At 28.9% G+C, this 22,044-nt stretch carries 21 protein-coding genes; 14 read left to right on the top strand and 7 right to left on the bottom strand.

Features of this window, described 5'->3' with window-relative positions:
* Positions 1–50 precede the first annotated feature (50 nt).
* The gene (locus tag ACUXZJ_RS14600; protein ID WP_060382680.1) at positions 51–1,139 is read left to right on the top strand and encodes an HmuY family protein; all 1,089 of its coding nucleotides are present in this window, start codon (positions 51–53) and stop codon (positions 1,137–1,139) included.
* A 176-nt stretch (positions 1,140–1,315) separates the two neighbouring features.
* Complete coding sequence (locus ACUXZJ_RS14595; protein ID WP_081078410.1) at positions 1,316–2,647, top strand: T9SS type A sorting domain-containing protein; 1,332 nt, start codon at positions 1,316–1,318, stop codon at positions 2,645–2,647.
* 395 nt (positions 2,648–3,042) lie between these two features.
* Here the strand turns inward: ACUXZJ_RS14595 and ACUXZJ_RS14590 are convergent, their stop codons facing one another.
* The 6 genes from ACUXZJ_RS14590 to ACUXZJ_RS14565 form a co-directional block, all read right to left on the bottom strand.
* A complete protein-coding gene (locus tag ACUXZJ_RS14590) occupies positions 3,043–3,873 on the bottom strand; it encodes a GIN domain-containing protein (protein ID WP_163444473.1) in 831 nt (276 codons plus the stop codon).
* 118 nt (positions 3,874–3,991) lie between these two features.
* Complete coding sequence (locus tag ACUXZJ_RS14585; protein WP_060382677.1) at positions 3,992–4,729, bottom strand: head GIN domain-containing protein; 738 nt, start codon at positions 4,727–4,729, stop codon at positions 3,992–3,994.
* Positions 4,730–4,927: 198 nt separating this feature from the next.
* Positions 4,928–6,661 (bottom strand): PspC domain-containing protein, encoded by a 1,734-nt coding sequence (locus tag ACUXZJ_RS14580; protein WP_060382676.1) that lies wholly within the window; start codon positions 6,659–6,661, stop codon positions 4,928–4,930.
* 5 nt (positions 6,662–6,666) lie between these two features.
* Entirely contained in the window at positions 6,667–6,996 is a 330-nt protein-coding gene (locus ACUXZJ_RS14575; protein WP_060382675.1) for a PadR family transcriptional regulator, read from the bottom strand.
* Positions 6,993–7,571: a nuclear transport factor 2 family protein gene (locus ACUXZJ_RS14570; RefSeq protein WP_446195347.1), complete on the bottom strand. Its 579-nt coding sequence runs from the start codon at positions 7,569–7,571 to the stop codon at positions 6,993–6,995. The genes ACUXZJ_RS14575 and ACUXZJ_RS14570 overlap by 4 nt, the downstream gene beginning before the upstream one ends.
* Positions 7,571–8,035 carry a DUF4870 domain-containing protein gene (locus tag ACUXZJ_RS14565; protein WP_060382673.1) on the bottom strand — a complete coding sequence of 155 codons (465 nt, stop codon included), beginning with the start codon at positions 8,033–8,035 and terminating at the stop codon, positions 7,571–7,573. The genes ACUXZJ_RS14570 and ACUXZJ_RS14565 overlap by 1 nt, the downstream gene beginning before the upstream one ends.
* A gap of 265 nt (positions 8,036–8,300) precedes the next feature.
* Between ACUXZJ_RS14565 and ACUXZJ_RS14560 the strand changes: the two genes are divergently transcribed.
* Both ACUXZJ_RS14560 and ACUXZJ_RS14555 read left to right on the top strand, forming a co-directional pair.
* Entirely contained in the window at positions 8,301–8,756 is a 456-nt protein-coding gene (locus ACUXZJ_RS14560) for a DUF4442 domain-containing protein (RefSeq protein WP_063743059.1), read from the top strand.
* A gap of 76 nt (positions 8,757–8,832) precedes the next feature.
* Positions 8,833–9,738: a TIGR01777 family oxidoreductase gene (locus tag ACUXZJ_RS14555; protein WP_063743058.1), complete on the top strand. Its 906-nt coding sequence runs from the start codon at positions 8,833–8,835 to the stop codon at positions 9,736–9,738.
* 19 nt (positions 9,739–9,757) lie between these two features.
* Here the strand turns inward: ACUXZJ_RS14555 and ACUXZJ_RS14550 are convergent, their stop codons facing one another.
* Positions 9,758–10,423, bottom strand: a complete 666-nt coding sequence (locus ACUXZJ_RS14550; RefSeq protein WP_060382670.1) for a YceI family protein — start codon at positions 10,421–10,423, stop codon at positions 9,758–9,760.
* A gap of 143 nt (positions 10,424–10,566) precedes the next feature.
* On the opposite strand from ACUXZJ_RS14550, the gene ACUXZJ_RS14545 reads away from it, so the two are divergent.
* From ACUXZJ_RS14545 to ACUXZJ_RS14500, 10 genes are all read left to right on the top strand, one after another.
* Positions 10,567–11,106 carry a nucleotide exchange factor GrpE gene (locus ACUXZJ_RS14545; protein WP_063743057.1) on the top strand — a complete coding sequence of 180 codons (540 nt, stop codon included), beginning with the start codon at positions 10,567–10,569 and terminating at the stop codon, positions 11,104–11,106.
* A gap of 57 nt (positions 11,107–11,163) precedes the next feature.
* The gene (gene dnaJ, locus ACUXZJ_RS14540) at positions 11,164–12,279 is read left to right on the top strand and encodes a molecular chaperone DnaJ (RefSeq protein ID WP_060382668.1); all 1,116 of its coding nucleotides are present in this window, start codon (positions 11,164–11,166) and stop codon (positions 12,277–12,279) included.
* A 160-nt stretch (positions 12,280–12,439) separates the two neighbouring features.
* Positions 12,440–13,366 (top strand): ABC transporter ATP-binding protein, encoded by a 927-nt coding sequence (locus ACUXZJ_RS14535; RefSeq protein WP_060382667.1) that lies wholly within the window; start codon positions 12,440–12,442, stop codon positions 13,364–13,366.
* Between the two features lie 109 nt (positions 13,367–13,475).
* Positions 13,476–14,777 carry an ABC transporter permease gene (locus ACUXZJ_RS14530; RefSeq protein ID WP_060382666.1) on the top strand — a complete coding sequence of 434 codons (1,302 nt, stop codon included), beginning with the start codon at positions 13,476–13,478 and terminating at the stop codon, positions 14,775–14,777.
* A 63-nt stretch (positions 14,778–14,840) separates the two neighbouring features.
* Positions 14,841–16,004, top strand: a complete 1,164-nt coding sequence (locus ACUXZJ_RS14525) for a sigma-54-dependent transcriptional regulator (RefSeq protein ID WP_060382665.1) — start codon at positions 14,841–14,843, stop codon at positions 16,002–16,004.
* 68 nt (positions 16,005–16,072) lie between these two features.
* The gene (locus tag ACUXZJ_RS14520) at positions 16,073–16,726 is read left to right on the top strand and encodes a DEAD/DEAH box helicase (protein ID WP_063743056.1); all 654 of its coding nucleotides are present in this window, start codon (positions 16,073–16,075) and stop codon (positions 16,724–16,726) included.
* Positions 16,727–16,942: 216 nt separating this feature from the next.
* Positions 16,943–17,911: a Fic family protein gene (locus ACUXZJ_RS14515; protein WP_060382663.1), complete on the top strand. Its 969-nt coding sequence runs from the start codon at positions 16,943–16,945 to the stop codon at positions 17,909–17,911.
* Between the two features lie 108 nt (positions 17,912–18,019).
* Complete coding sequence (ggt, locus tag ACUXZJ_RS14510) at positions 18,020–19,708, top strand: gamma-glutamyltransferase (RefSeq protein WP_446195341.1); 1,689 nt, start codon at positions 18,020–18,022, stop codon at positions 19,706–19,708.
* 21 nt (positions 19,709–19,729) lie between these two features.
* Positions 19,730–19,936, top strand: a complete 207-nt coding sequence (locus tag ACUXZJ_RS14505; protein WP_235875453.1) for a putative signal transducing protein — start codon at positions 19,730–19,732, stop codon at positions 19,934–19,936.
* A gap of 102 nt (positions 19,937–20,038) precedes the next feature.
* Positions 20,039–21,673, top strand: coding sequence for an ABC-F family ATP-binding cassette domain-containing protein (locus tag ACUXZJ_RS14500; protein WP_060382661.1), 1,635 nt, complete (start codon positions 20,039–20,041; stop codon positions 21,671–21,673).
* Positions 21,674–22,044: the final 371 nt, after the last annotated feature.

Below are 22,044 nucleotides of genomic sequence, written 5' to 3'. Positions count from 1 at the left end.
AAGGTAAAATGAGCAATAAAAATAATTAATAAACAATAACAATAATCTATATGAAAAAAGGACTATTACTACTGTATTTAACTACATTTTTTATCTCTTGTTCAAAAGAAACAATAGATGAAAAAACAAAGACCGTAATCTCTAAAGAAGAAATTTTAAAACCAGAGATAGGAGGTCCTAATCAGCCTAATCAGGTTTTTTTAGATTTGAGTAAAGAGACATCTAAAGTTGTAAATAGAGCAACATGGGATTTAGGTTTTTATTCTGGAGATGGTTTTAGAGTAATTTTGAACAGTTCTATTTTTATGGCGGTTAAAAAAACAGATCAAACAGATATAACTTTAGTCCAAAACTCGGATAAAAATGTAGTCTCTTTAGGAGGGTTTAATTTAGCTAAAAATGGATACTGTGATGATGCTACAGGTGTTTTAAATGGTAAAGGAAAAGGAGAAGGAACTGCAATAGCAGAAATTTCTGCGGTTGATAACGAAAACAAAGTGTACCTGCTCAATCTAGGTTTTGAAGTTTCTACAAACACACCTGCAATAGGTTCAGTTAGTACAGAAGGAAAAGCAAGAGGCTGGAAAAAAATTAGAATATTAAGAGCTAATAATGGAGGATATAAAATTCAATATGCTGATTTATTAGATAAAGATTTTAAAGAAAAAATAATAGATAAAGATAGGTCATACAATTTTACTTTTTTCAGCCTATTTAAAGATGAGGTTGTAGTTGTAGAACCTAAAAAGGAATCATGGGATTTATGTTTTACTACTTTCACTAATTATATTTTATCGGGAGATGATATTGTGACTTATGGGTTTGCAGATTTTGTTATTTCTAATATGAAAGGAGGAACACAGGTATATGAAGTAAATACATCGGAATATACTTATGAAAAATTTAAAAAAGAAAATGTAATAGAATCTAATCTTATACCTTCTAAAAAGGATCAAAGGATAATAGGTTCTAATTGGAGGGTAGGAGGATCTCAATTTGGAGGATTACCAAGTATCAAAACAGACCGTTTTTATGTTTTAAAAGATATTGAATCTAATTATTATAAAATAAAATTTCTTACAATGACTAATGATAAAGGAGAAAGAGGGAATACCAAAATTCAATATTCTTTATTATAAATTAAAACTTATTTGAAAATACAATTTCAAAGAATAAAATAGAATCATTTCACAGTTGAGATTACGATATGATTTTAATCTTTTATGTTAGAATTACAAACTAAGTATTGATTTTGAGATAGTCTTTTCTTCTAGCTTAAAGAAAAACAACTAGAAAATAATTTAAAACTATATATATGAAAACAATAAAACTATTTTTATTGATGATTTTCAATTGGTGTTCTTATACTCAAATAGCTTATAACCCAATTGTTGAAAAAATTAATTTAGGAAATGATGGAGAAAATAAGGCCTATTATAAGCTAAATTCAGGAGTTATAAAAAATATCAAAAATGAAATTAATTGGCATCTGGCTTTTCAAATAGATAATGATCGAGGTTTTGGAATTAGAGTTAATACCAGTAGTGCAATATGTACTGTTTATAAAACAGATAAAACGGAATTAAGTCAAGTAACGAAAGATAATTATAATTCATTGGCAAGAGGGAATGATAATGAACTCTATAATAGTACTGTAGATTGGAATATAGGGGCACTAAATAATGATTATTGGGATGATCAAACCAATCCTCATAAATATTATATAGGTTGGGGAGCTTATGATATAAAGACACATAAGGTTAATGGAAATCGTGTTTTTATTATAAAACATTCGACTTTTATAAATGGAGCTTGGAAAGGGAATTATTATAAATTAAAAATTAATTCTCGTTTTAGAAATTACGTCTTTACTTATTCAAAATTTGATGGAAATGATTGGGGACCAGAAAAAACAGAAGTAATAAATGATTTAGATTATAGAAATTCAGGAAATAAATTTGTGTATTATAATCTAGAGACTCATTCTGTTGTGGATGAAGAGCCTCAATCATGGGATTTCTTATTTACGACTTATGATCAAAATTTAAATAAAGCTGAAATTAGACCTAGTGATTATATGTATACAGTTACAGGTTGTTTACATAAGTATGGAATTGTTGTAGCAGAAGTTTTAGAAGAAGATCAAATTATTAATTCTAATTTCGAAAATTTAACATATAAAGAAGATATGAATGTTATTGGCTATGATTGGAAGGAATTTAATTTTGAATTTTATAATCCATCATATACAATGTCTAAAAAGAAATTTTACGTAAAAACGTTAGAAGGAGATTATTATAGAGTATTTTTGAAATATAAGGTTGTTAATAGATACGAACGAGAAATAGAAATTTATAAACAAAAATTAGAAAAAAAGGTGTTGTCTAATGAAGAATTTAAAAACGATTCTTTTAATATATATCCTACTGTTTTGACAAATTCAAAAGTAACTATAGAAACACCAGAACCGAGAGCATTTAAAGAAATTGAAATTTTAAATTCTACAGGTCAGATGGTTTATCATAAAAATATTAATTCAATAGTAAATCAGTTAGAAATAGATTTGCCAGAAAATATAAACAAAGGTATTTATGTGATAAAAATAAATACAGATAACAAAATTTTTACGACAAGACTTGTTAAGTAATTTTAATTAAGAAGCCTTAAAGTGAAAAAATAAAGTGGTTATATGATTATAGAAATGTATTTTTAAGATATGTGTATCTTTACAGTACTAACTATATAATTTTTAAGGTTGTTCAAATATTTTGGTTATGAAAAGGCTGTCCTTAATTTTTTTGGACAGCCTTTGAAATGATGAATCTTTTAAGTGCCTGTGTGAAAGATTGTATTCTTTTATTTAAACCTTAAAGGAGAAACTACATAATTTTATCATTGATATCTTTTAAGAGGTAAGAGATGATGAATTATTGTTTTAAATCAATTTACTCTTATATTTGAAAAAGGCTCAGATTATAAAACCCAAGCCTTAACTTTTAACTTACACACTTTGTGGGATAGTGTCGTTTTTTGGAATCTCAATTACTTTGTTTTTTTCATTAAGATTGCTTCGTCTGCAAATTTTAGGATTTCAATTTTAGGTTCTCCGTAAATGGCTAATTTACTTTTTCCTGACGCAGATATAGACAATTTACCATTTGTAGATATATCACAATCAGTATATCCTTCAACGGTTAATGTAGTACTTTTTGAAGCTAGATTTTTTCCTTCGTATTTAGTATTATTGTCTAATCGTAGTTTTAGTTCATTTGTATCTCCTTCTATAGCTGCTGAGGATTTTTGATACATATCTATTTTTAAAGTATTAGCATTTATTAAAGCTTTTAAATCAGCATTTTTACTCATTTCTACAATTGCATTGGTTCCTTTGTAGTTTAATTCTATTTTAGATTTGTCATTACTGATTAAAGTAAAATTAGGAATTGTGGCATTTATTGATACTTTTGAATAGTCTAATGCTTTAAGTGTGAGTTTTTTTACATTTAAATCATTAAAGGCGTTGAGTTTTGCATGATGTTTAACGTTAATTAGTTTTAAGCTATCAGTATAAAATACACGAACATCAATTTTTTTATAAGTAGCTATTTCTTTGTTGGTATTAAGGCGTAACGTTTTTCCATAAATCTTACGATCTATAACATCATGTAAATTATCATCAGCTTCAATTTCAATTGCATTTTTGTCAGCTTTTATTAAATAAACCTCTAAGTTATCTTCTATTTCAATTTCTTCAAACACTTCCGTTCCATATTTTTCAGTTTTCACCATTTTGGTTCCCTTAATCCTTTCTTTGTTTTGAGAGAAAGCAAGGGTTGTCATAAGGCTAATAAATAATAAGCTAATTTTTTTCATTTTTGTAGAATTTGGTAAAATACAAATATAAAAAAAATCATTCTGATCTAAGGAATGATTTTTAAGGTTAACTACTTCTATTTATTGACTTTTTAAAAAGTACAGAAGAGATTATAAGTTATTGTTTTTCAATTGTTCCTTCAGAAGAATCATTTAAATTTTTTATTTTGGGAGATCCAGCATAATAAATACTACTACTACTAGAAGCGTCTGCATGTAATGAAATTAGAGGATGAACTCGTATTTCACTACTACTAGAGCTATTTGCAATAATATCATTAGCAAGTAAATTACGAGCATTTACAGTACTACTACTAGATGAATCAATGGTAAGTTTTATTGCTTTACCCGAAACCGTTATTGTACTACTACTACTAGCATCTATTGTTATTTTTTCAGATTCTATTAAAGCTGTTAGATCAGCGCTACTATCTGTAATTAACTTAATATTATTGCTTTTTATGATGCCTTTTGTTTTTAATTCAGCAGCACTAGAAGCTTCCAATTCTTCAATAAAAGGGAGTGTTATATGAATTTTATTTGCTTTGATATTAATGTAGTTCCCATTTTCAGAACTTATTTTTAGCGTGTTATCTTCTATTTCGGTTAGTATATCATCATATATATTCTGATCCGCTTCTACCATTACTTTAAAGTTAGGACCTTGTGTTATTTCGCATTTTAAACCTTCTGAAATAGATATTTTATTAAACCCTCTTAATTGTCTATCTTTTATTATGACTTTACCATTGCCTTTTATAGATTTTTTATTAATGTTTAAATTACAAGAACCAAAGATGAAAGCAATTATAAAGGTTACGATTATTTTGGCTAGATGAATCATAAGTTTTATCATAATGTTATTTTGTTTTTATAATTTTTTATCAAAGAAAAAGGGAGAATTATTATTGAAAAACAGATATTAATTTAAGATAGAAATAATCTTGTATAAATAAAAATACAATCTTTATATTTCCATGTTATAGAATTATTTAATTTTCTAATATTTTCCCTACGAGCATAATCAATTTTATACAATTTCAGTCTTTTGAATTTAGTTGGTTTTAATGATGATACCGTCTTTACTTATTTTTAATTCTTTAATATCTTGAGTATTTGTAATAGTAGTATCTTTTTTTATTTGTAAACCATTTCCGTTTAAAATGACAGTTGCATCATCATTTAGTTCATCTTCTTGATCTTCATCGTCTAATAGATTCCTTGGGCAATTTTTACATCTTATTTTATTTTCCTCCACTTCATATATATAGTCATTAGAAGAAGTATAAAATCTAAAGTAATCCCCACTTGTTATATCGTAATGTTTTAAAGAACTATCAGGTTTTATATACATTCCTTTAGGAACAAATAAAAAAATTCTAACTTGATGATCTCGAAATTTATATTTTGGATCTATTAAAAAATAGTTTTCAAGACTCAAAAGATGAGGATTAGCATCGTCATTTCTGAATTTATATCCTATTCTATTCGCATTTTTTCGAGCTTCCGATAAAGTTTTACCTTTGGCAGTATACTCAATTTGTATATAAGGTTTTGTTTCATCAGTAGGCATTAATTCTAATTCAATATTGTTAGAGTAAATATATTCATGACCTAAAGAATCTTGTACTAGTTCAAAGTCTGTTCTATCATTTACATCTTTAGAAAAATACTCATTGTTTTTAAATTTAATAGTTAAGGTATCGTTTGTCTTAAAATTTTGATTTAAATAACTTTTGTAAACAACCTTGTTTTCATACGCGAATTCACTAGAAGTTATAATTCCTAAAGTAATAAGACCTATGATAGAGCTTAACCAAATAGCCGATAAAGTTAGTTTGGCAACATTTCCTATAGAGTTAATAGTAGGAATTAATATTTTTAATCCTAAAATTAATAAGCAAAAAAAGGGAATAGCTACAGCAAAAAAGGATACTAAACAAATGATCCACAATGATGTACTTGTATAATTAAATGATTCAAAATACTCAATCCAAGGCAACTTCATAAAAGAAGTAGATCCTAAAGTAAAAAATCCAATTAATAATCCAATAATAGTAATCCCGCCAGTAAATACCATCATGGCACCTATAAATTTAGAAAATACTTTCATGATGTTTACAATAATATCACCTAAAGTACTTCCTACTCTTTGTGCTCCTGATTTTACGTTTTCTCCCATTTGGGTATAATTAGCCCTTTGAAATTTTTCTGAAACAGATTCAAATTCTTCTTTTACTTTTTTCTCAATATTTGAAATAGTAATAGGTTCTCCTTTCATTTCTAGTTTTTCAGAAGTGCTTATAGCTTCAGGAGTAACTAACCATAAGATGATGTAAGCTAATAAGCCTATACCAAAACCAGCAAAAACTAGTAAGGTTAAAGCAATTCTAATCCATACGGGATCTATTCCAAAATAATGCCCCAAACCAGAACAAACTCCCGCAATCACAGCTGTTTCTTTGTCTCTGTATAATTTTTTAGTTTTTTCAGTATGAGTATAATTAGGGCTAATAAGAGGTTCTTCTTCTATTTTATAATCTTCAGGTTGCCCCATAATAGTAATCACATCATCTATATCATTTAAACTTAAAACTTGTTTATTACTGCCTAGTTTTTCAGAAAAAAGTTCTGCAATTCTACTCTCAATATCATTCATAATTTCATCTCGTCCTTCAATAGAAAGCGAGTTACGTATAGCGTTGAAATATCTATTTAATTTTTGATACGCATCTTCATCAATGTGGAAGAAGAAACCACCTAAATTCATATTTACTGTCTTGTTCATAAGTCTTAGTTTTGTGATGTTATAGTGTTTACTGCACCCGCAAGTTCATTCCAGGTTATGCTTAGTTCTTTTAAAAAATTTTTACCCTCTTCTGTTAAACCATAATATTTTCTTGGTGGTCCTGAGGTAGATTCTTCCCATCGGTAAGTTAACAAACCATCATTCTTTAGTCTTGTTAATAATGGATATACGGTACCTTCTACTACCAGTAATTTGGCATTTTTCAATGTATCTAGGATTTCGGAGGTATAAGCATCCTGTTCTTTTAATACAGACAAGATGCAAAACTCTAAAACTCCTTTGCGCATCTGAGCTTTTGTATTCTCAATGTTCATAAGATTCCTTTTTTGTTGTTAAACTGTTCATTTTTGATTGATTGATTGATTGATTGATTGATTGATTGATTGATTGATTGATTGAAACTTTTTATTTTATTTGGTTGATGATTATAGCTATAAATTCTTTTCATTTTCCATAGATTGTTTTCAAGTAGCCAAAGATGTATAAACTTAGCTTTTCCATCAGCATACTCTCTATTTTGATTTATTGTTAGTAAAAAAATATGTTCTCCACTATGTATAAGACCATAAGGCTTTTCCTGATTATATAATATAGAAAAATGTTCTGTCCCTTTAACTAACTCTCGTCTTATTTTATAATTGTTATTTGAACATAAATTATTCTTAATAGAACTTACTAAATTTTCTTTTCCTAATGTTATACCTCCTTTGTCATGATAAAATTCTATATCATCATAAATATATTGTGCTATATTTATTGTGTTACAAGAATTATAACTTTTCCAAAATTCAGTGTCTAAAGTTTGTATTTCTTGTATAATTTCCTTATCCGATTGAGAAAAACAAGAAAAACTTAAAAGACTAAAAAAAATAAACTCTCTTATCTTCATTATTTAAAAAAGTTGATAGTTATAGGATATTTAAAATAAGCTCCTTCTTCAGCTTTAATCGCCCCATATATTATATAAAATAATTCTATTATTTTTAATAATATAGTAAGACCAAGAATAATCAAACCAAATACACCTATAGTTGATAGATTTAAAAAATCTAAGTCTTCAAATATTATATCTCCCCTTTCTATTTCTTTCCAAGAAAAATTACTTAATATACTCCCTATTATACAAGGAATAGAAATCATAATCATTACAATCGTGTAAACTAAAATACTGAGTTGAAAATTGATGATTTGTTTACCATGAAAATTAACGAAAAAAGAATTTTTTTTTCTTGAAGTCCATAAAATAACAGGAATAATATAATTTCCTAAAGGAAAAATAAATTTAGCAAAAGCACTCAAATGTGTAATTGAAGCATAGTTTTTTTCTTGTTTTGTAATTGGTAATGTTTCCATAAATATAATTTTTGATTGATGATGTTTTATATAGTTGTTTGATAAAGCTAATACTTTTTTAAACTTATTAATTTCTTATACAAAGATAATGTAAAAAAAAGGTACTATGTAAAGCAAAGTAGTTTAATTTAACAAAAAATTAACATTTTAAAAAACTAGGCACGCATAGTATTTTTTGTAGATTAGCCAAATCATAGCTTTGTATTAAGTGTATTTTATTTAAATTAAACAAGTCAAAAACATAATGTTATAAATTAAAATAAATATGAAATTTACACCAACTAAATTAAATTTATTTCTTTTCTTTAAATTACCTTCAGCTTTTTGGAGTGGTGTTAGAGTTAAAACTATAGAAGATTATGTATGTCAAGCAACCGTTAAGCATAGATGGGTTAATCAAAATCCATTTAATTCTATGTATTTTGCAGTTCAAGCCATGGCAGCAGAGCTAACAACAGGGGCTTTAGTGATGAAGCAAATTAAAGAAAGCGGTAGAAATATTTCAATGTTAGTAGCAAATAATAAAGGAACTTTTACCAAAAAAGCTACTGGTAGAATTACATTTACTTGTAATGACGGACGTTTGATTGAAGAAGCAATAAAAAATACAATTGCTACAGGAGAAGGACAAACTTTTTGGATGAAGTCTATTGGTACAGATCAAAAAGGAGACCAGGTTTCTGTTATGGATTTTGAATGGACAGTTCGTGTAAAGAAATAATATTCTAAATAGTTAAACTAATGCTAAATAAGATAAAGTACATTTTTTCTGTCGTTAAATTTGTATAAAAAAGATAGTGAAAGTTTTAGTTACAGGAGCTACAGGTTTAGTAGGTAAAGAAATTATAAAGATTTTGCATGAAAAGGATGTTTTTGTGCATTATCTGACCACTTCTAAAGATAAGTTAATACATTCTAATAAAACAAAAGGGTTTTATTGGAATCCTCGAAAAGGTAAAATAGATTTAGCTTGTATAGAGGGAGTGGATTCCATAATTCATTTAGCAGGAGCTTCCATAAGTAAAAGATGGACATCAGGGTATAAACAAGAAATAATAAACAGCCGTGTAATTCCTATGCAAATATTATATGAGCTTTTGCAAAATACCCCAAATCAAGTAAAAAACATAATTTCAGCTTCTGCTATAGGTGTCTACCCATCTTCTGTAGAAAAATATTATACAGAAGATTTTTTAGATTTTGATGATTCCTTTTTGTCTAATGTAGTAAAAAAATGGGAAGAAAGCATAGACAACTTTGCAGAGCTAGGAATACAAGTATGTAAGTTAAGAATTGGTTTAGTTTTGTCTCAAAAAGGAGGCGTATTACCTAAAATTCTTAATCCCTTACAAGCAGGTTTAGGACTCCTGTTTGGGTCAGGACAGCAATGGCAATCTTGGATACATATAGAAGATTTAGCAAAATTGTTTGTTTTTGCACTAGATTTTCAATTACAAGGAGTTTATAACGCAGTAGCACCAGATCCAGTTACACACAAAGAGTTTATTTTTAGTTTAACAAAAATTAAAGAACCTCCCCTTATTATACTTACCTTACCCAAATTATTAATGAAATTAATTCTAGGTGAAAAGCACGTGTTGTTATATGATTCGCAACGTGTATCATCGGCAAAAATTGAACAAAAAGGATTTCAATTTCAGTATACTAATCTAGAGGAGGCATTGGGTAATTTATTAAAATAATTTTAGTAGCAGGTTTAGTCTAATTTATTTTTCTAGCTACTATATTTACCTGTATCTGAATGTAATCACTTATAAAATCATCTTTTAAGTTATTAAAAATACCGTTTGATCCATGACAAACATTCCAATATGTCCTATTTAATTGTAATGTGTCACTTTTTAGATTCATTTGATTATTATGAAAACTAATTTTTGCAGGAAAATTAACAGACTTAGTGATGCCTTTAATTGTTAAATTTCCATAGATTATGGTTTTGTTTTTCTTTAACTCAGAACTAGTAATTCTAAAATCAGAAATAGGAAATTTAGAAACATTAAAAAAATGATCCTTAATGTTTTTATTAGTAAACCCTTTCAGATAGTTTTCTAGCTTATTTTTGTCTTTTTTATTCTTTAAATCCGTTACCGTTATAGAATTCATATTCATATAAAAACGACCTAAAGCAATAGAATCTAGATTGTATATAAAAATACCTTCTTTTAATTTTAAGAAACCAGTATGTTTTTTAGAAGGTTTAAAGCCACCCCAATAAATTATAGAACTTAATGTGTCTACTTCATATTTTGTTCCTTTTACTTGAGGTAAATGAGTTAGATAACTGTTATGAATCTCTGTGCTTTCCTTTTTACAAGAATTAAATAGAAAAATGACAAACAAAGAAAAAAAGAAGAGTAACTTTTTCATGGTGATTAAAGTGTTGATTATTAGTTACTAATTTACAAAAAGCCTTTTTTATTTACAATTTAAATAAAGATAAAAAGTGACAATTTGGCATTTTTAATTTTTTGGCAATACTTTTGCAATCGCAATTAAAAAAAGACAAGATAATGAGTGCCGAAAATACAGAAAAAGAACTAGAATTAAATAATACAGAAGAAACTCAAGAAAAACAAGCAGAAACAAATCAAGCTACTGATTTGACTGTTGAAGAAAAATTACAAGAAGAATTAGCAAACGAAAAAGATAAGTTTTTACGTCTTTTTGCAGAATTTGAAAATTATAAAAAACGTACATCTAAAGAACGTATAGAATTATTTAAAACAGCAGGACAAGAAGTTTTACAAGCAATGTTACCTGTTTTAGATGATTTTGACAGAGCATGGGTTCAAATTTCAAAATCAGAAGATGAAGCATTAGTAAAAGGAGTTGAATTGATTCACGAGAAATTTAAATCAACATTAATTTCAAAAGGATTAAATGAAGTTGAAATAAAACAAGGCGATCTATTTGATGCTGATTACGCAGAAGCAATTACCCAAATTCCAGCAGGTGATGATCTAAAAGGAAAAATAGTAGATATCGTTGAAAAAGGATATAAACTAGGTGATAAAATTATTCGTTTTCCTAAAGTAGTGATAGGGAATTAATAATTTGAGATTAGACATTGGTAAACAATTTCAAATTTCAAATTTCAAATTTAAATTATGAGCAAGAAAGATTTTTACGAGATATTAGGCATTAACAAAGGAGCTTCAGAATCAGAAATTAAAAAAGCATATCGTAAAAAAGCGATTGAATTTCATCCAGATAAAAATCCTGGAGATAAAGCAGCAGAAGAAAAATTTAAAGAAGCAGCAGAAGCCTATGAAGTATTAAGTGATGCTGATAAACGTGCAAAATATGATCAATATGGTCATGCAGCATTTGATGGAGCAGGAGGTTTTGGAGGTCATCACATGAATATGGATGACATCTTTAGCCAATTTGGAGATATTTTTGGAAGTGCTTTTGGCGGCGGCTTCGGCGGTTTTGGAGGTGGAGGCGGTCAGCGCCGTGCAAAAGGAAGTAATCTTCGTATTAAAGTAAAGTTAACACTAGAAGAAATAGCTACAGGTGTTGAAAAAAAAATAAAAGTAAAAAGAAAAACACAAGCAGAAGGAGTTACCTACAAAACTTGTTCAACCTGTAATGGCTCAGGTCAAGTAGTTAAAATACAAAATACGATCTTGGGTAGAATGCAAACAGCTTCTCCCTGTCCTTCTTGTGGAGGTTTAGGTCAAATGATTGATAAAAAACCTTCTAATGCAGACTCACAAGGAATGATCCTAGAAGACGATACCGTATCTATCAAAATTCCAGCAGGTGTAGTAGATGGAATGCAATTAAAAGTAGCTGGTAAAGGAAATGATGCACCTGGTAATGGAGTAGCAGGCGATTTAATCGTAGCAATTGAAGAAATTGAACATCCTACCCTAAAACGAGAAGGAGAAAATTTACATTATGATTTATATATAAGTTATCCCGAAGCTGTATTAGGTGTATCAAAAGAAATTGATGCAGTTACAGGTAAAGTACGTATTAAGTTAGAAGAAGGTATTCAATCAGGTAAGATTTTACGTCTAAAAGGAAAAGGAATTCCAAGTCTGAATAGTTACGGTAATGGAGATATGTTAGTACATATCAATGTATGGACACCTAAAAACCTTTCAAAAGAACAAAAAAGATTCTTTGAAGAAAATCTTGAAAACCCAAATTTTAATCCAAAGCCCGAAAAAACAGACAAATCTTTTTTTGAGAAAGTAAAAGATATGTTCTCGTAATTTTTAAATACTTTAACATTGTAAATAAAAAATTCAAAATAAATCCCAGCTTTTGATACTGAAAGTTGGGATTTTTTGTAAAATTTTCTGTTTATCAACAACTAATTATTTATTTTTACAACTTGACATAGAAACAAAGAAAACGACTCAAACTTATATAATGAATAATATTCTTGAAGTAAATAATGTAGTGAAACAATACGGTAATTATACTGCACTGAATTCGATTTCCTTACAAGTTCCTAAAGGCAGTATCTATGGACTTTTAGGTCCTAACGGAGCAGGAAAAACATCCTTGATCCGTATTATCAACCAAATCACAATGCCCGATAGCGGAGAAGTATTCTTGGATGCTGAAAAATTAGCCCCCCATCATGTATCGTATATAGGATATATGCCTGAAGAACGAGGTTTGTACAAAACAATGAAAGTAGGAGAGCAAGCTTTATATCTAGCACAATTAAAAGGAATGCCTCATACAGAAGCAAAAAAGCAACTCAAATATTGGTTTGAAAAACTAGGTATTGAAGGATGGTGGGACAAAAAAATACAAGAACTATCCAAAGGAATGGCACAAAAAATTCAGTTTATAGTCACCATTTTACATCAACCTAAATTACTAATATTAGATGAACCTTTTTCAGGTTTTGATCCTGTAAATGCTAATTTAATAAAAGATGAAATTATTGAATTAAACAAACAAGGGACCTCCATCATTTTTTCAACTCATCGTATGGAAAGCGTAGAAGAAATGTGTGATTATATAGCGCTTATTCATAAATCAAACAAACTTATTGAAGGCAAAGTAAGTGATGTTAAAAAAGAATATCGCACACACAAATTTCAAGTAGGGATCTTATCCGATAATGTAGAAAAATTAATGTATGAATTAACACAAAAATTTACTATCGGACAAACAGCTTTCAAATCACTAAATAACGATCTTAAATTAGAAATTGATCTAGGAGATAGAAAACAAAATGAATTGTTAGAAATTTTAATAAAAAATGGGCAGGTAACACATTTTGCAGAAAATATACCATCAATTAATGATATTTTTATCCAAACAGTAACCAATAAAAAATAACATAAAACAAAATTTAAAATAACAAATGAAACTTTTAAAGCTTCTATTTTAGAATTTACCACTTGTTATTTTATTTGTTTGGTGATTTGAAAATTAAAATTTACGAAATATGAACATATTGAGTTTAATTATAAAAAGAGAGTTTATTGCCAAAGTTCGCAATAAATCATTTATTGTAATGACTTTCTTGAGTCCTTTGTTACTTTTAGGAATGTCAATATTAATAGGAGTTTTAGCTAATATAAACAAAGGAGAAATAAAGAAAGTTGCAATTCATGATAAAGCTGGAATTTTAAAAGAAGACTTTAAAAATAATAAAGAAATAAAATACACAGACTTATCTCAAATGCCTTTTGATTTAGCCAAAAAAACAGCATCAAAAGATTTTGAAGGATTAATTTACATACCAAAAGTATCTAATTCAAAAGACCTAATAAATAAAGTCGAATACATTTCAGATGAGAGCCCCAATTTAGAATTTGTTGCAAATATTGAAAAAGTAGTAGATACTCATTTGACTAAAGAAAATTTGCAATCATTAGGTTTTGATTCTAATAAAATTGAAAAAGCAAAGGTGGAATCAGAACTTCATATCACAAAATTTTCAGGGGAAGAAGGCTTAAAATATTTAAACGAAATAAAGATATTTTTCGGAGGTGCTTTTGGATATTTAATAATGATGTTCATTATTATTTATGGAAATTTTGTAATGCGTAGTGTTATAGAGGAAAAAACATCTAGAATTATAGAAGTAATTATTTCATCAGTAAAACCATATCAATTAATGATGGGAAAAATTATAGGAAATTCGTTAGCAGGAATATTACAATTTGCAATTTGGGTTGTGTTAGGTTTATTATTGTTGTTTGGCTCTTCAATGTTTTTAGGTAATTCAGTCAATGCTGTACATGATACTATGCAACAATTACCTTCACAAGCAGGAAATATAGCTTCTATGATTGAAAAGATAAATCTTTACTATAACGAAATACCTGTTTTAACTACCCTTGTTTTCTTTTTAATTTATTTTATAGGAGGTTATTTCTTATATAGTTCCTTATATGCAGCCATTGGAGCAGCTGTTGATTCAGAAACAGATTCACAACAGTTTTTGTTACCTATTATTATGCCTTTGATGTTGGGTATTTATGTTGGATTCTTTACAGTAGTAAATGATCCGCACGGTACAGTAGCAACTCTCTTTTCTATGATTCCATTTACATCTCCAATTGTAATGTTGATGCGTATTCCTTTTGGAGTACCTATCTGGCAATTGGTAGTTTCTATAACATTACTTTTTGGAACTTTTTTAGGTGTCGTTTGGTTTGCCAGTAAAATCTATCGAGTAGGAATTTTAATGTATGGTAAAAAACCAACTTGGAAAGAGTTATATAAATGGCTTAAATATTAGAATTAAATTATTGGATTTTGTAAATTCGAGTAATCAAGTAAAAGATATCTTCAAATAAATAGAATGAGTAAAATATTAATAATAGAAGACGAATCAGCCATTCGTAGAGTTTTGGCAAAAATTCTTTCAGAAGAAAATGATTCATACAAAGTAGATGAAGCAGAAGATGGAGCGCAAGGACTTGAAAAGGCTAAGAATGAAGATTACGATTTAATCCTTTGTGATATTAAAATGCCTAAAATGGATGGCGTAGAAGTATTAGAAGCTATAAAAAAAATAAAACCAGAAATCCCGATGGTTATGATTTCGGGACATGGTGATTTAGAAACAGCCGTTAATACCATGCGTTTAGGTGCTTTTGATTATATTTCAAAACCACCCGATTTAAATCGTTTGTTAAATACGGTTCGTAATGCCTTAGACAAAAAAAAATTAGTCGTAGAAAATAAGATTCTTAAAAAGAAAGTATCCAAGAATTATGAAATGATAGGTGAAAGTGTCTCTATATTACAGATAAATGAGATGATTGAAAAAGTAGCTCCTACAGAAGCTCGTGTTTTGATTACAGGACCCAATGGTACCGGTAAAGAATTGGTAGCTCATCAAATTCATCAGAGAAGTGAGCGTTCTTCAGGCCCAATGATTGAAGTAAATTGTGCTGCTATACCATCAGAACTGATAGAGAGCGAATTATTTGGACATGTAAAAGGAGCTTTTACTTCCGCTGTGAAAGATAGAGCAGGTAAATTTGAAGCAGCAGATGGAGGTACAATTTTTTTAGATGAAATTGGAGATATGAGTTTGCCAGCACAAGCTAAGGTGTTGAGAGCACTACAAGAAAATTTAATCCAACGTGTAGGAGCTGATAAAGACATAAAAGTTAATGTACGTGTTGTGGCGGCAACAAATAAAGATTTGAAAAAAGAAATTGAAGAAGGTCGTTTTCGAGAAGATTTATATCATCGTTTGGCAGTTATCTTAATAAAAGTTCCTTCACTAAATGATAGAAGAGACGATATACCTGCTTTAATTAAACATTTTACTAATAAAATAGCTCAAGAACAAGGAAGCGCAACTAAATCCTTTTCAAATTCAGCTATCAAGTTATTACAAGATTATGATTGGACAGGAAACATTCGTGAGTTGCGAAACGTTGTTGAGCGTTTAATTATTTTAGGAGGAAGTGAAATTTCAGAAACAGATGTGAAATTATTTGCATCAAAGTAAAGTCAATTTTTTAAACTTAGTGCTTATTATCTGATGCTTAGCACTATTAATTAAGGACTAAATATATTATGAATTTAAAAAAAATAAACCAAAACCTTCAAAAAGCGTTAATAGAAAATAATATTATTGAACCCACAGAACTTCAATCGGATTGTTGGGGAACTTTAAAAGGAGGGGCTGATGCTATTGTAGTAATGAATCAAGGAGAAGGAAAATCATCTACTATAGCTTATACAGTTATTCAAAAATTAGAAAAACCAATAGGAGAATCTACACGAGCATTGATTCTTGTAAAAGATAAAGAATCTGTTTTACAAATGTTAGATTATTTTCAAAAATTTGGAAAACACAATGATCTTAGGGTAATAGGAGTCAATGATAAAACAGATATAGATGAAGAAAAAAATGTGATTTCCGCAGGAATGGATATTTTAATAGGAACTCCAAATAAGATTAATGCAATGTTCTCAGGGGCTGGATTTAATATGAACACAGTTAAAATTTTTGTGGTAGACGATGCAGATCTTATTTTTAAACAACGTTTAGAACCTATTGTCCAACGTTTGTCTTTGAGTGTAGAAAAAACACAAAGATTATTTTTTACTACTGAATTAACAGAGCGTGTTGAAATTTTAGCTGATAAGATAATGATTGAACCATATCTTTTTGGAGTAGAATATGATGAAGATGAATATAATGAAGATGAATATAATGAAGAATAATTAGATCATAAATTAAAAAGAGACTGTCTAAAAAGTTCGCAATCTTTCATTTCGACCAAAGGGAGAAATCACATAATGTGATTATGAAACCAGAGTTATCGGAGTGACAAGCTGCATGTTGATTTATTACTTTTTGGACAGTCTTATTTTTTTATTTTAATTTTTAATATCGGATATTTTTTTTTTAAATTTAAACGATATTAATAAATTTGTGATATGTGGAATATAGATTTGTCATATCGAAAAGAATTTCAAACAACTTTTGAAAGATTATATGAAAAAAAGGAAATGTTGGTAAAAGCCAGACCATTACCTAAAATGGCTATTGAAAAAATTAAAGAATCGCTTTCGATCGAATGGACTTATAATTCTAATAGTATTGAGGGAAATACCTTAACTTTAAGAGAAACACAAATGGTACTTCAAGAAGGAATTACAATAAAAGGAGTTTCACTTAGAGAACATTTTGAAGCAAAGAATCATGAAAAAGCAATAGATTATTTGTATGAAATAGTAAATGAAGAATATATTTTTAGGAGTATAGATATGCTTGCTTTACACGGGTATGTTTTAAGATCTATAGAAGATGATTTTGCAGGACGTTTACGTAATGGAGGTGTTCGTATATCAGGTGCTAATTTTATTCCTCCCAATGCTAATAAAGTCTCATATTTAATAGATGAGTTAGTAGAATTTGTTAATAAAAATCCATTAAGTTTGAATGACATAGAGTTAGCTGCCATATTTCATCATAAATTTGTTTGGATACACCCATTTTTTGATGGCAATGGACGAACGGTTCGTTTATGTATGAATTTATTATTAATGCGAAGAGGTTTTCCTCCAGCTATTATTTTAAAAAATGATAGGAAGAAATATTATGAAGCCCTAAATCAAGCTAATAATGGAAACTATCAAAAACTTGTCTTATTGATGTGTCAAGCAGTAGAGCGAACATTAAATATTTATTTAACAGCTTTGCCTGATAATGATAATGATTATTTACCAATAGCGAATATTGTTAGTGAGCCGTCATCATCGTATGGCTTTACTCAAGAATATGTTAGTTTATTGGCTAGACAAGGAAAGATAGATGCTCATAAAGAAGGAAAAACTTGGGTTACTACAAAAAAAGCACTTCAGGAATATATCGAAAATAGAAAACGAAAAAGAGCTTTAAAATAAAAAGAAATACACTTTTGTTTTAAAAATTATTAGAAAAACCCCTATGTCTTTAGGAGATTTTCTGTTTTATAGGTAACTTGTGTCAAAAAAATGATAAATACTAAAAGTATGAGAAAATATAAATTAATTTTTACAATCTTAATTTTCTTTCAATTAACCTATTTAAAAGGGCAAAATACAAAAGGATTGATATCAGAAAAAGCAATGGTGGTATCTGCAAGAGAGGAAGCTTCAAAAATAGGCGTTCAAATATTAAAGAAAGGAGGAAACGCATTTGATGCAATGGTAGCAACTGAATTAGCATTGGCTGTTTGTTATCCACAAGCAGGAAATATTGGTGGAGGCGGATTCATGGTATATAGAAAAGCTAATGGTGCCATTGGAAGTCTTGATTATAGAGAAAAGGCACCTCTAATGGCTAATAAAGATATGTTTTTAGATAAAAATAAGGATGTAATAGATGGTTTAAGTACGGCTTCTGGCAAGGCTATAGGTGTGCCAGGTACGATAGCAGGAGTATTAGAAGTACATGAAAAAATGGGGGCTTTACCATTAAAAGAAATTTTTGAACCAGTTATAGATTTAGCAGAAAAAGGGTTTTTAGTTACATCAAAAAATGAGATTACTTTTGCGCATTATAGAAATGATTTCGTAAAGATGAATGGAATTAAAAGTTTATATTCTAAGATTTATAAAGAAGGAGATACTATAAAACAAATACAATTGGCTAAAACATTAAGAAAAATTCTTAAGAAAGGAAGAAAAGAATTTTATGAAGGAGAAATAGCCAAAGAAATCGTTCGTTTTATTAAGGAAAGAGGAGGGGTAATTTCTCTAAAAGATTTAAAGGAATATACCCCTGTTTGGAGGAAAACAATAGTCTTTAAATATAAAAAATATAATTTAATAACAATGGCTCCTCCTAGTAGTGGAGGGATTACTCTTTCTCAAATCTTAAAAATGATAGAACCTTATTCTTTAAAAGATCTCGGGTATAACTCAGAAAAAACGATTCAGGTAATTGTAGAGGCGGAACGAAGAGCGTATGCAGATCGAAATTATTTTTTAGGAGATCCTGATTTTGTAAAGATTCCTCAAGACGAATTATCCAATGAAAATTATTTAAAAGAAAGGATGAGTACGTTTTCTTTTGATAAAGCAACTCCTTCAACCGAAATAAAACACGGAACAGTTCATTTTTCTAAAGAAAGCACTGAAACAACCCATTATTCTATAGTGGATTCTCTAGGTAATGCGATTGCGGCTACTACAACATTAAATGATAATTTTGGAAGTAAGTATTATTCAGATGAATTAGGTTTTTTCTTTAATAATGAAATGGATGATTTTAGTATAAAACCTGGAGTTGCTAATTTATACGGACTTGTAGGGGCTAAAGCTAATGAAATTCAACCTAAAAAAAGAATGTTGAGTTCTATGACACCTACAATAGTAGAAAAGGAAGGTAAATTATTTATGGTTTTGGGTACACCAGGAGGATCAACAATTATTACGTCTGTATTACAAACTTTTTTAAATGTTACGGAGTTTGGAATGAATATGCAACAGGCTGTAGATGCCCCTCGTTTTCATCATCAATGGTTGCCTGATGAGGTAGTTTTTGAACCTAATAAATTTTCAAATGACCTGATTGATGGTCTAAGAAGAAAAGGTTATATAATTAATGAAAAACAAAATAAGATAATAGGAAAAGTAGATGCAATATTAGTTCAGCCTGAAGGAAAATTGGAAGGAGGGGCAGATTATAGAGGAGATGATAAAGCTGTGGGGTTTTAAAGAATAAAAAATATGAGTCTGGTGACTGTTTTTTCTGGGAATGAAATAAGTGCTTTAGCTATAAAAGCAGAATTAGAAATAAATGGGATTTTGGCAATTTTAAAAAATGAAATTCAAGCTGCAGCTATGGCTGGATTTTGGAGCCCTTATTCAGGTGTTGATGTTCTGGTGAACAAAAAAGATGTAATGCAAGCAAAATTATTGATAGAAAAAATGATTAATTTTTAATTTTCTCATTTTCAAATTATTTAATTTATTCATTAATTTTATCTTTGCATCTTCAAAAATTTAAGGAATATTTTTAAATCCTTAAACTTCTAAACTTCAATTATGATTACAGTAAATGATATTGCCGTAGAGTTTGGCGGAACTACGCTTTTTAGCGATGTGACTTTTGCAATTAATGAAAATGATAAAATTGCCTTAATGGGTAAAAATGGGGCAGGAAAATCTACTTTGTTAAAAATCGTTGCAGGTGAAAACAAGCCTACACGAGGTAGTATTTCAGCACCTAGTGATGCTGTAATTGCATACTTGCCTCAGCATTTGTTATTAAATGATGATAGTACAGTAATGGAAGAAACCTCAAAAGCTTTTGCTTCTGTTTTAGGAATGAAAGCGGAGATAGATGAAATTAACGAGCAGTTAACTATTCGTACAGATTATGAAAGTGATGAATATATGAAGTTAATTGAACGCGTTTCGGAGCTTTCTGAAAAATATTACTCTATAGAAGAAGTTAATTACGAAGCAGAGGTTGAAAAAGTATTAAAAGGACTAGGTTTTGTTCGTGAAGATTTTACCCGTAAAACTTCCGAATTTTCTGGTGGATGGCGTATGCGTATTGAGTTGGCTAAAATTTTATTAAAAAAACCAGACTTAATATTGTTAGACGAACCTACCAATCACTTGGATATGGAAAGTATTCAATGGTTAGAGGATTTCTTAGTTACTCAGGCCAAAGCAGTAATGGTTATTTCCCATGACCGTGCTTTTGTAGATAGCATTACTAACCGTACCATTGAAGTAACGATGGGCAGAATTTATGATTATAAAGCAAAATATTCAGATTATTTAGTTTTACGTCAAGATAGAAGAATACAACAACAAAAAGCGTATGATGAACAACAAAAATTTATTGCTGAAAATCAGGCTTTTATAGAGCGTTTTAGAGGAACTTTTTCAAAGACAGAACAAGTGCAATCTCGTGTACGTATGTTAGAAAAATTAGTTTTAGTAGAAGTAGATGAAGTTGATACATCCGCTTTAAAACTAAAATTCCCACCATCACCACGTTCAGGACAATATCCTGTTGTTGTAGAAGAGCTTACAAAAAAATATGATGACCATATAGTGTTTAATAATGCCAATATGGTAATTGAGCGAGGTCAAAAGGTAGCATTTGTAGGGAAAAATGGAGAGGGAAAATCAACAATGATTAAAGCTATTATGAAAGAAATTAATCATGATAGTGGTAAATTAGAAATAGGACATAATGTACAAGTAGGATATTTTGCTCAAAATCAAGCAGCATTATTAGATGGCGATTTGACCATTTTTGAAACTATAGACCGAATTGCAGAAGGAGATATTCGTACCCAAATTAAAAATATTTTAGGAGCCTTTATGTTTAAAGGAGACGATATTCAAAAGAAAGTAAAAGTCCTTTCGGGGGGTGAAAAAACACGTTTAGCTATGATTAAACTATTGTTAGAACCCGTAAATGTATTGATTCTAGATGAGCCTACGAATCACTTAGACATGAAAACGAAAGACATTATCAAAGAAGCTTTAAAAGATTTTGATGGTACATTAATTTTAGTTTCTCATGATCGTGATTTTCTAGATGGTTTAGTAACTAAAGTATTTGAATTTGGAAATAAAAGAGTTCGAGAACATTTTGAAGATATTAAAGGTTTCTTGGCTTTCAAGAAAATGGAAAATCTAAAGGAAATTGAGAAATAAAATGATTACATACCTAAAAGAGGCTCTTTTCAATTTTAGAAAGAGCCTCTTTTTTTATGTGAAAAATCAATTCTGTGCAAAAGAAATTGCAAATTAATCAAATTAGTTGAAGATATTTGAAATCTAAGATGTACTTGTACTGGAATTTTTGTAAGCACTTGTGATCTTTTTGGTTATCTCGAATATGAAAAAGGCTTGAGTTTGCCTAATTCTAAGGCGACGTTTTTGATGGTAATAAAAAAACAATAATTGAAGAGTTGAAAAAACTAAACCAGTTGTTTTTTCTAGAAGCCATAATATTCTTAGTGTTGATTATAGATGGTTATAAGTATGATCAAAATAAAAACCTTTATTTGAGATTTGATTGAGGA

Source organism: Flavobacterium sp. TN-1 (genome assembly GCF_052828645.1).
The sequence above is the reverse complement of the archived record's forward strand: the minus strand, read 5'-3'. Positions and strand labels throughout refer to the sequence as shown.

Excerpts from the sequence above, each read along its gene's own strand:
- ACUXZJ_RS14600 (WP_060382680.1), top strand. The coding sequence starts at position 51 with ATGAAAAAAGGACTATTACTACTGTATTTAACTACATTTTTTATCTCT.
- ACUXZJ_RS14595 (WP_081078410.1), top strand. The coding sequence starts at position 1,316 with ATGAAAACAATAAAACTATTTTTATTGATGATTTTCAATTGGTGTTCT.
- ACUXZJ_RS14590 (WP_163444473.1), bottom strand. The coding sequence starts at position 3,873 with ATGAAAAAAATTAGCTTATTATTTATTAGCCTTATGACAACCCTTGCT.
- ACUXZJ_RS14585 (WP_060382677.1), bottom strand. The coding sequence starts at position 4,729 with ATGATAAAACTTATGATTCATCTAGCCAAAATAATCGTAACCTTTATA.
- ACUXZJ_RS14580 (WP_060382676.1), bottom strand. The coding sequence starts at position 6,661 with ATGAACAAGACAGTAAATATGAATTTAGGTGGTTTCTTCTTCCACATT.
- ACUXZJ_RS14575 (WP_060382675.1), bottom strand. The coding sequence starts at position 6,996 with ATGAACATTGAGAATACAAAAGCTCAGATGCGCAAAGGAGTTTTAGAG.
- ACUXZJ_RS14570 (WP_446195347.1), bottom strand. The coding sequence starts at position 7,571 with ATGAAGATAAGAGAGTTTATTTTTTTTAGTCTTTTAAGTTTTTCTTGT.
- ACUXZJ_RS14565 (WP_060382673.1), bottom strand. The coding sequence starts at position 8,035 with ATGGAAACATTACCAATTACAAAACAAGAAAAAAACTATGCTTCAATT.
- ACUXZJ_RS14560 (WP_063743059.1), top strand. The coding sequence starts at position 8,301 with ATGAAATTTACACCAACTAAATTAAATTTATTTCTTTTCTTTAAATTA.
- ACUXZJ_RS14550 (WP_060382670.1), bottom strand. The coding sequence starts at position 10,423 with ATGAAAAAGTTACTCTTCTTTTTTTCTTTGTTTGTCATTTTTCTATTT.
- ACUXZJ_RS14545 (WP_063743057.1), top strand. The coding sequence starts at position 10,567 with ATGAGTGCCGAAAATACAGAAAAAGAACTAGAATTAAATAATACAGAA.
- dnaJ (WP_060382668.1), top strand. The coding sequence starts at position 11,164 with ATGAGCAAGAAAGATTTTTACGAGATATTAGGCATTAACAAAGGAGCT.
- ACUXZJ_RS14535 (WP_060382667.1), top strand. The coding sequence starts at position 12,440 with ATGAATAATATTCTTGAAGTAAATAATGTAGTGAAACAATACGGTAAT.
- ACUXZJ_RS14530 (WP_060382666.1), top strand. The coding sequence starts at position 13,476 with ATGAACATATTGAGTTTAATTATAAAAAGAGAGTTTATTGCCAAAGTT.
- ACUXZJ_RS14525 (WP_060382665.1), top strand. The coding sequence starts at position 14,841 with ATGAGTAAAATATTAATAATAGAAGACGAATCAGCCATTCGTAGAGTT.
- ACUXZJ_RS14520 (WP_063743056.1), top strand. The coding sequence starts at position 16,073 with ATGAATTTAAAAAAAATAAACCAAAACCTTCAAAAAGCGTTAATAGAA.
- ACUXZJ_RS14515 (WP_060382663.1), top strand. The coding sequence starts at position 16,943 with ATGTGGAATATAGATTTGTCATATCGAAAAGAATTTCAAACAACTTTT.
- ggt (WP_446195341.1), top strand. The coding sequence starts at position 18,020 with ATGAGAAAATATAAATTAATTTTTACAATCTTAATTTTCTTTCAATTA.
- ACUXZJ_RS14500 (WP_060382661.1), top strand. The coding sequence starts at position 20,039 with ATGATTACAGTAAATGATATTGCCGTAGAGTTTGGCGGAACTACGCTT.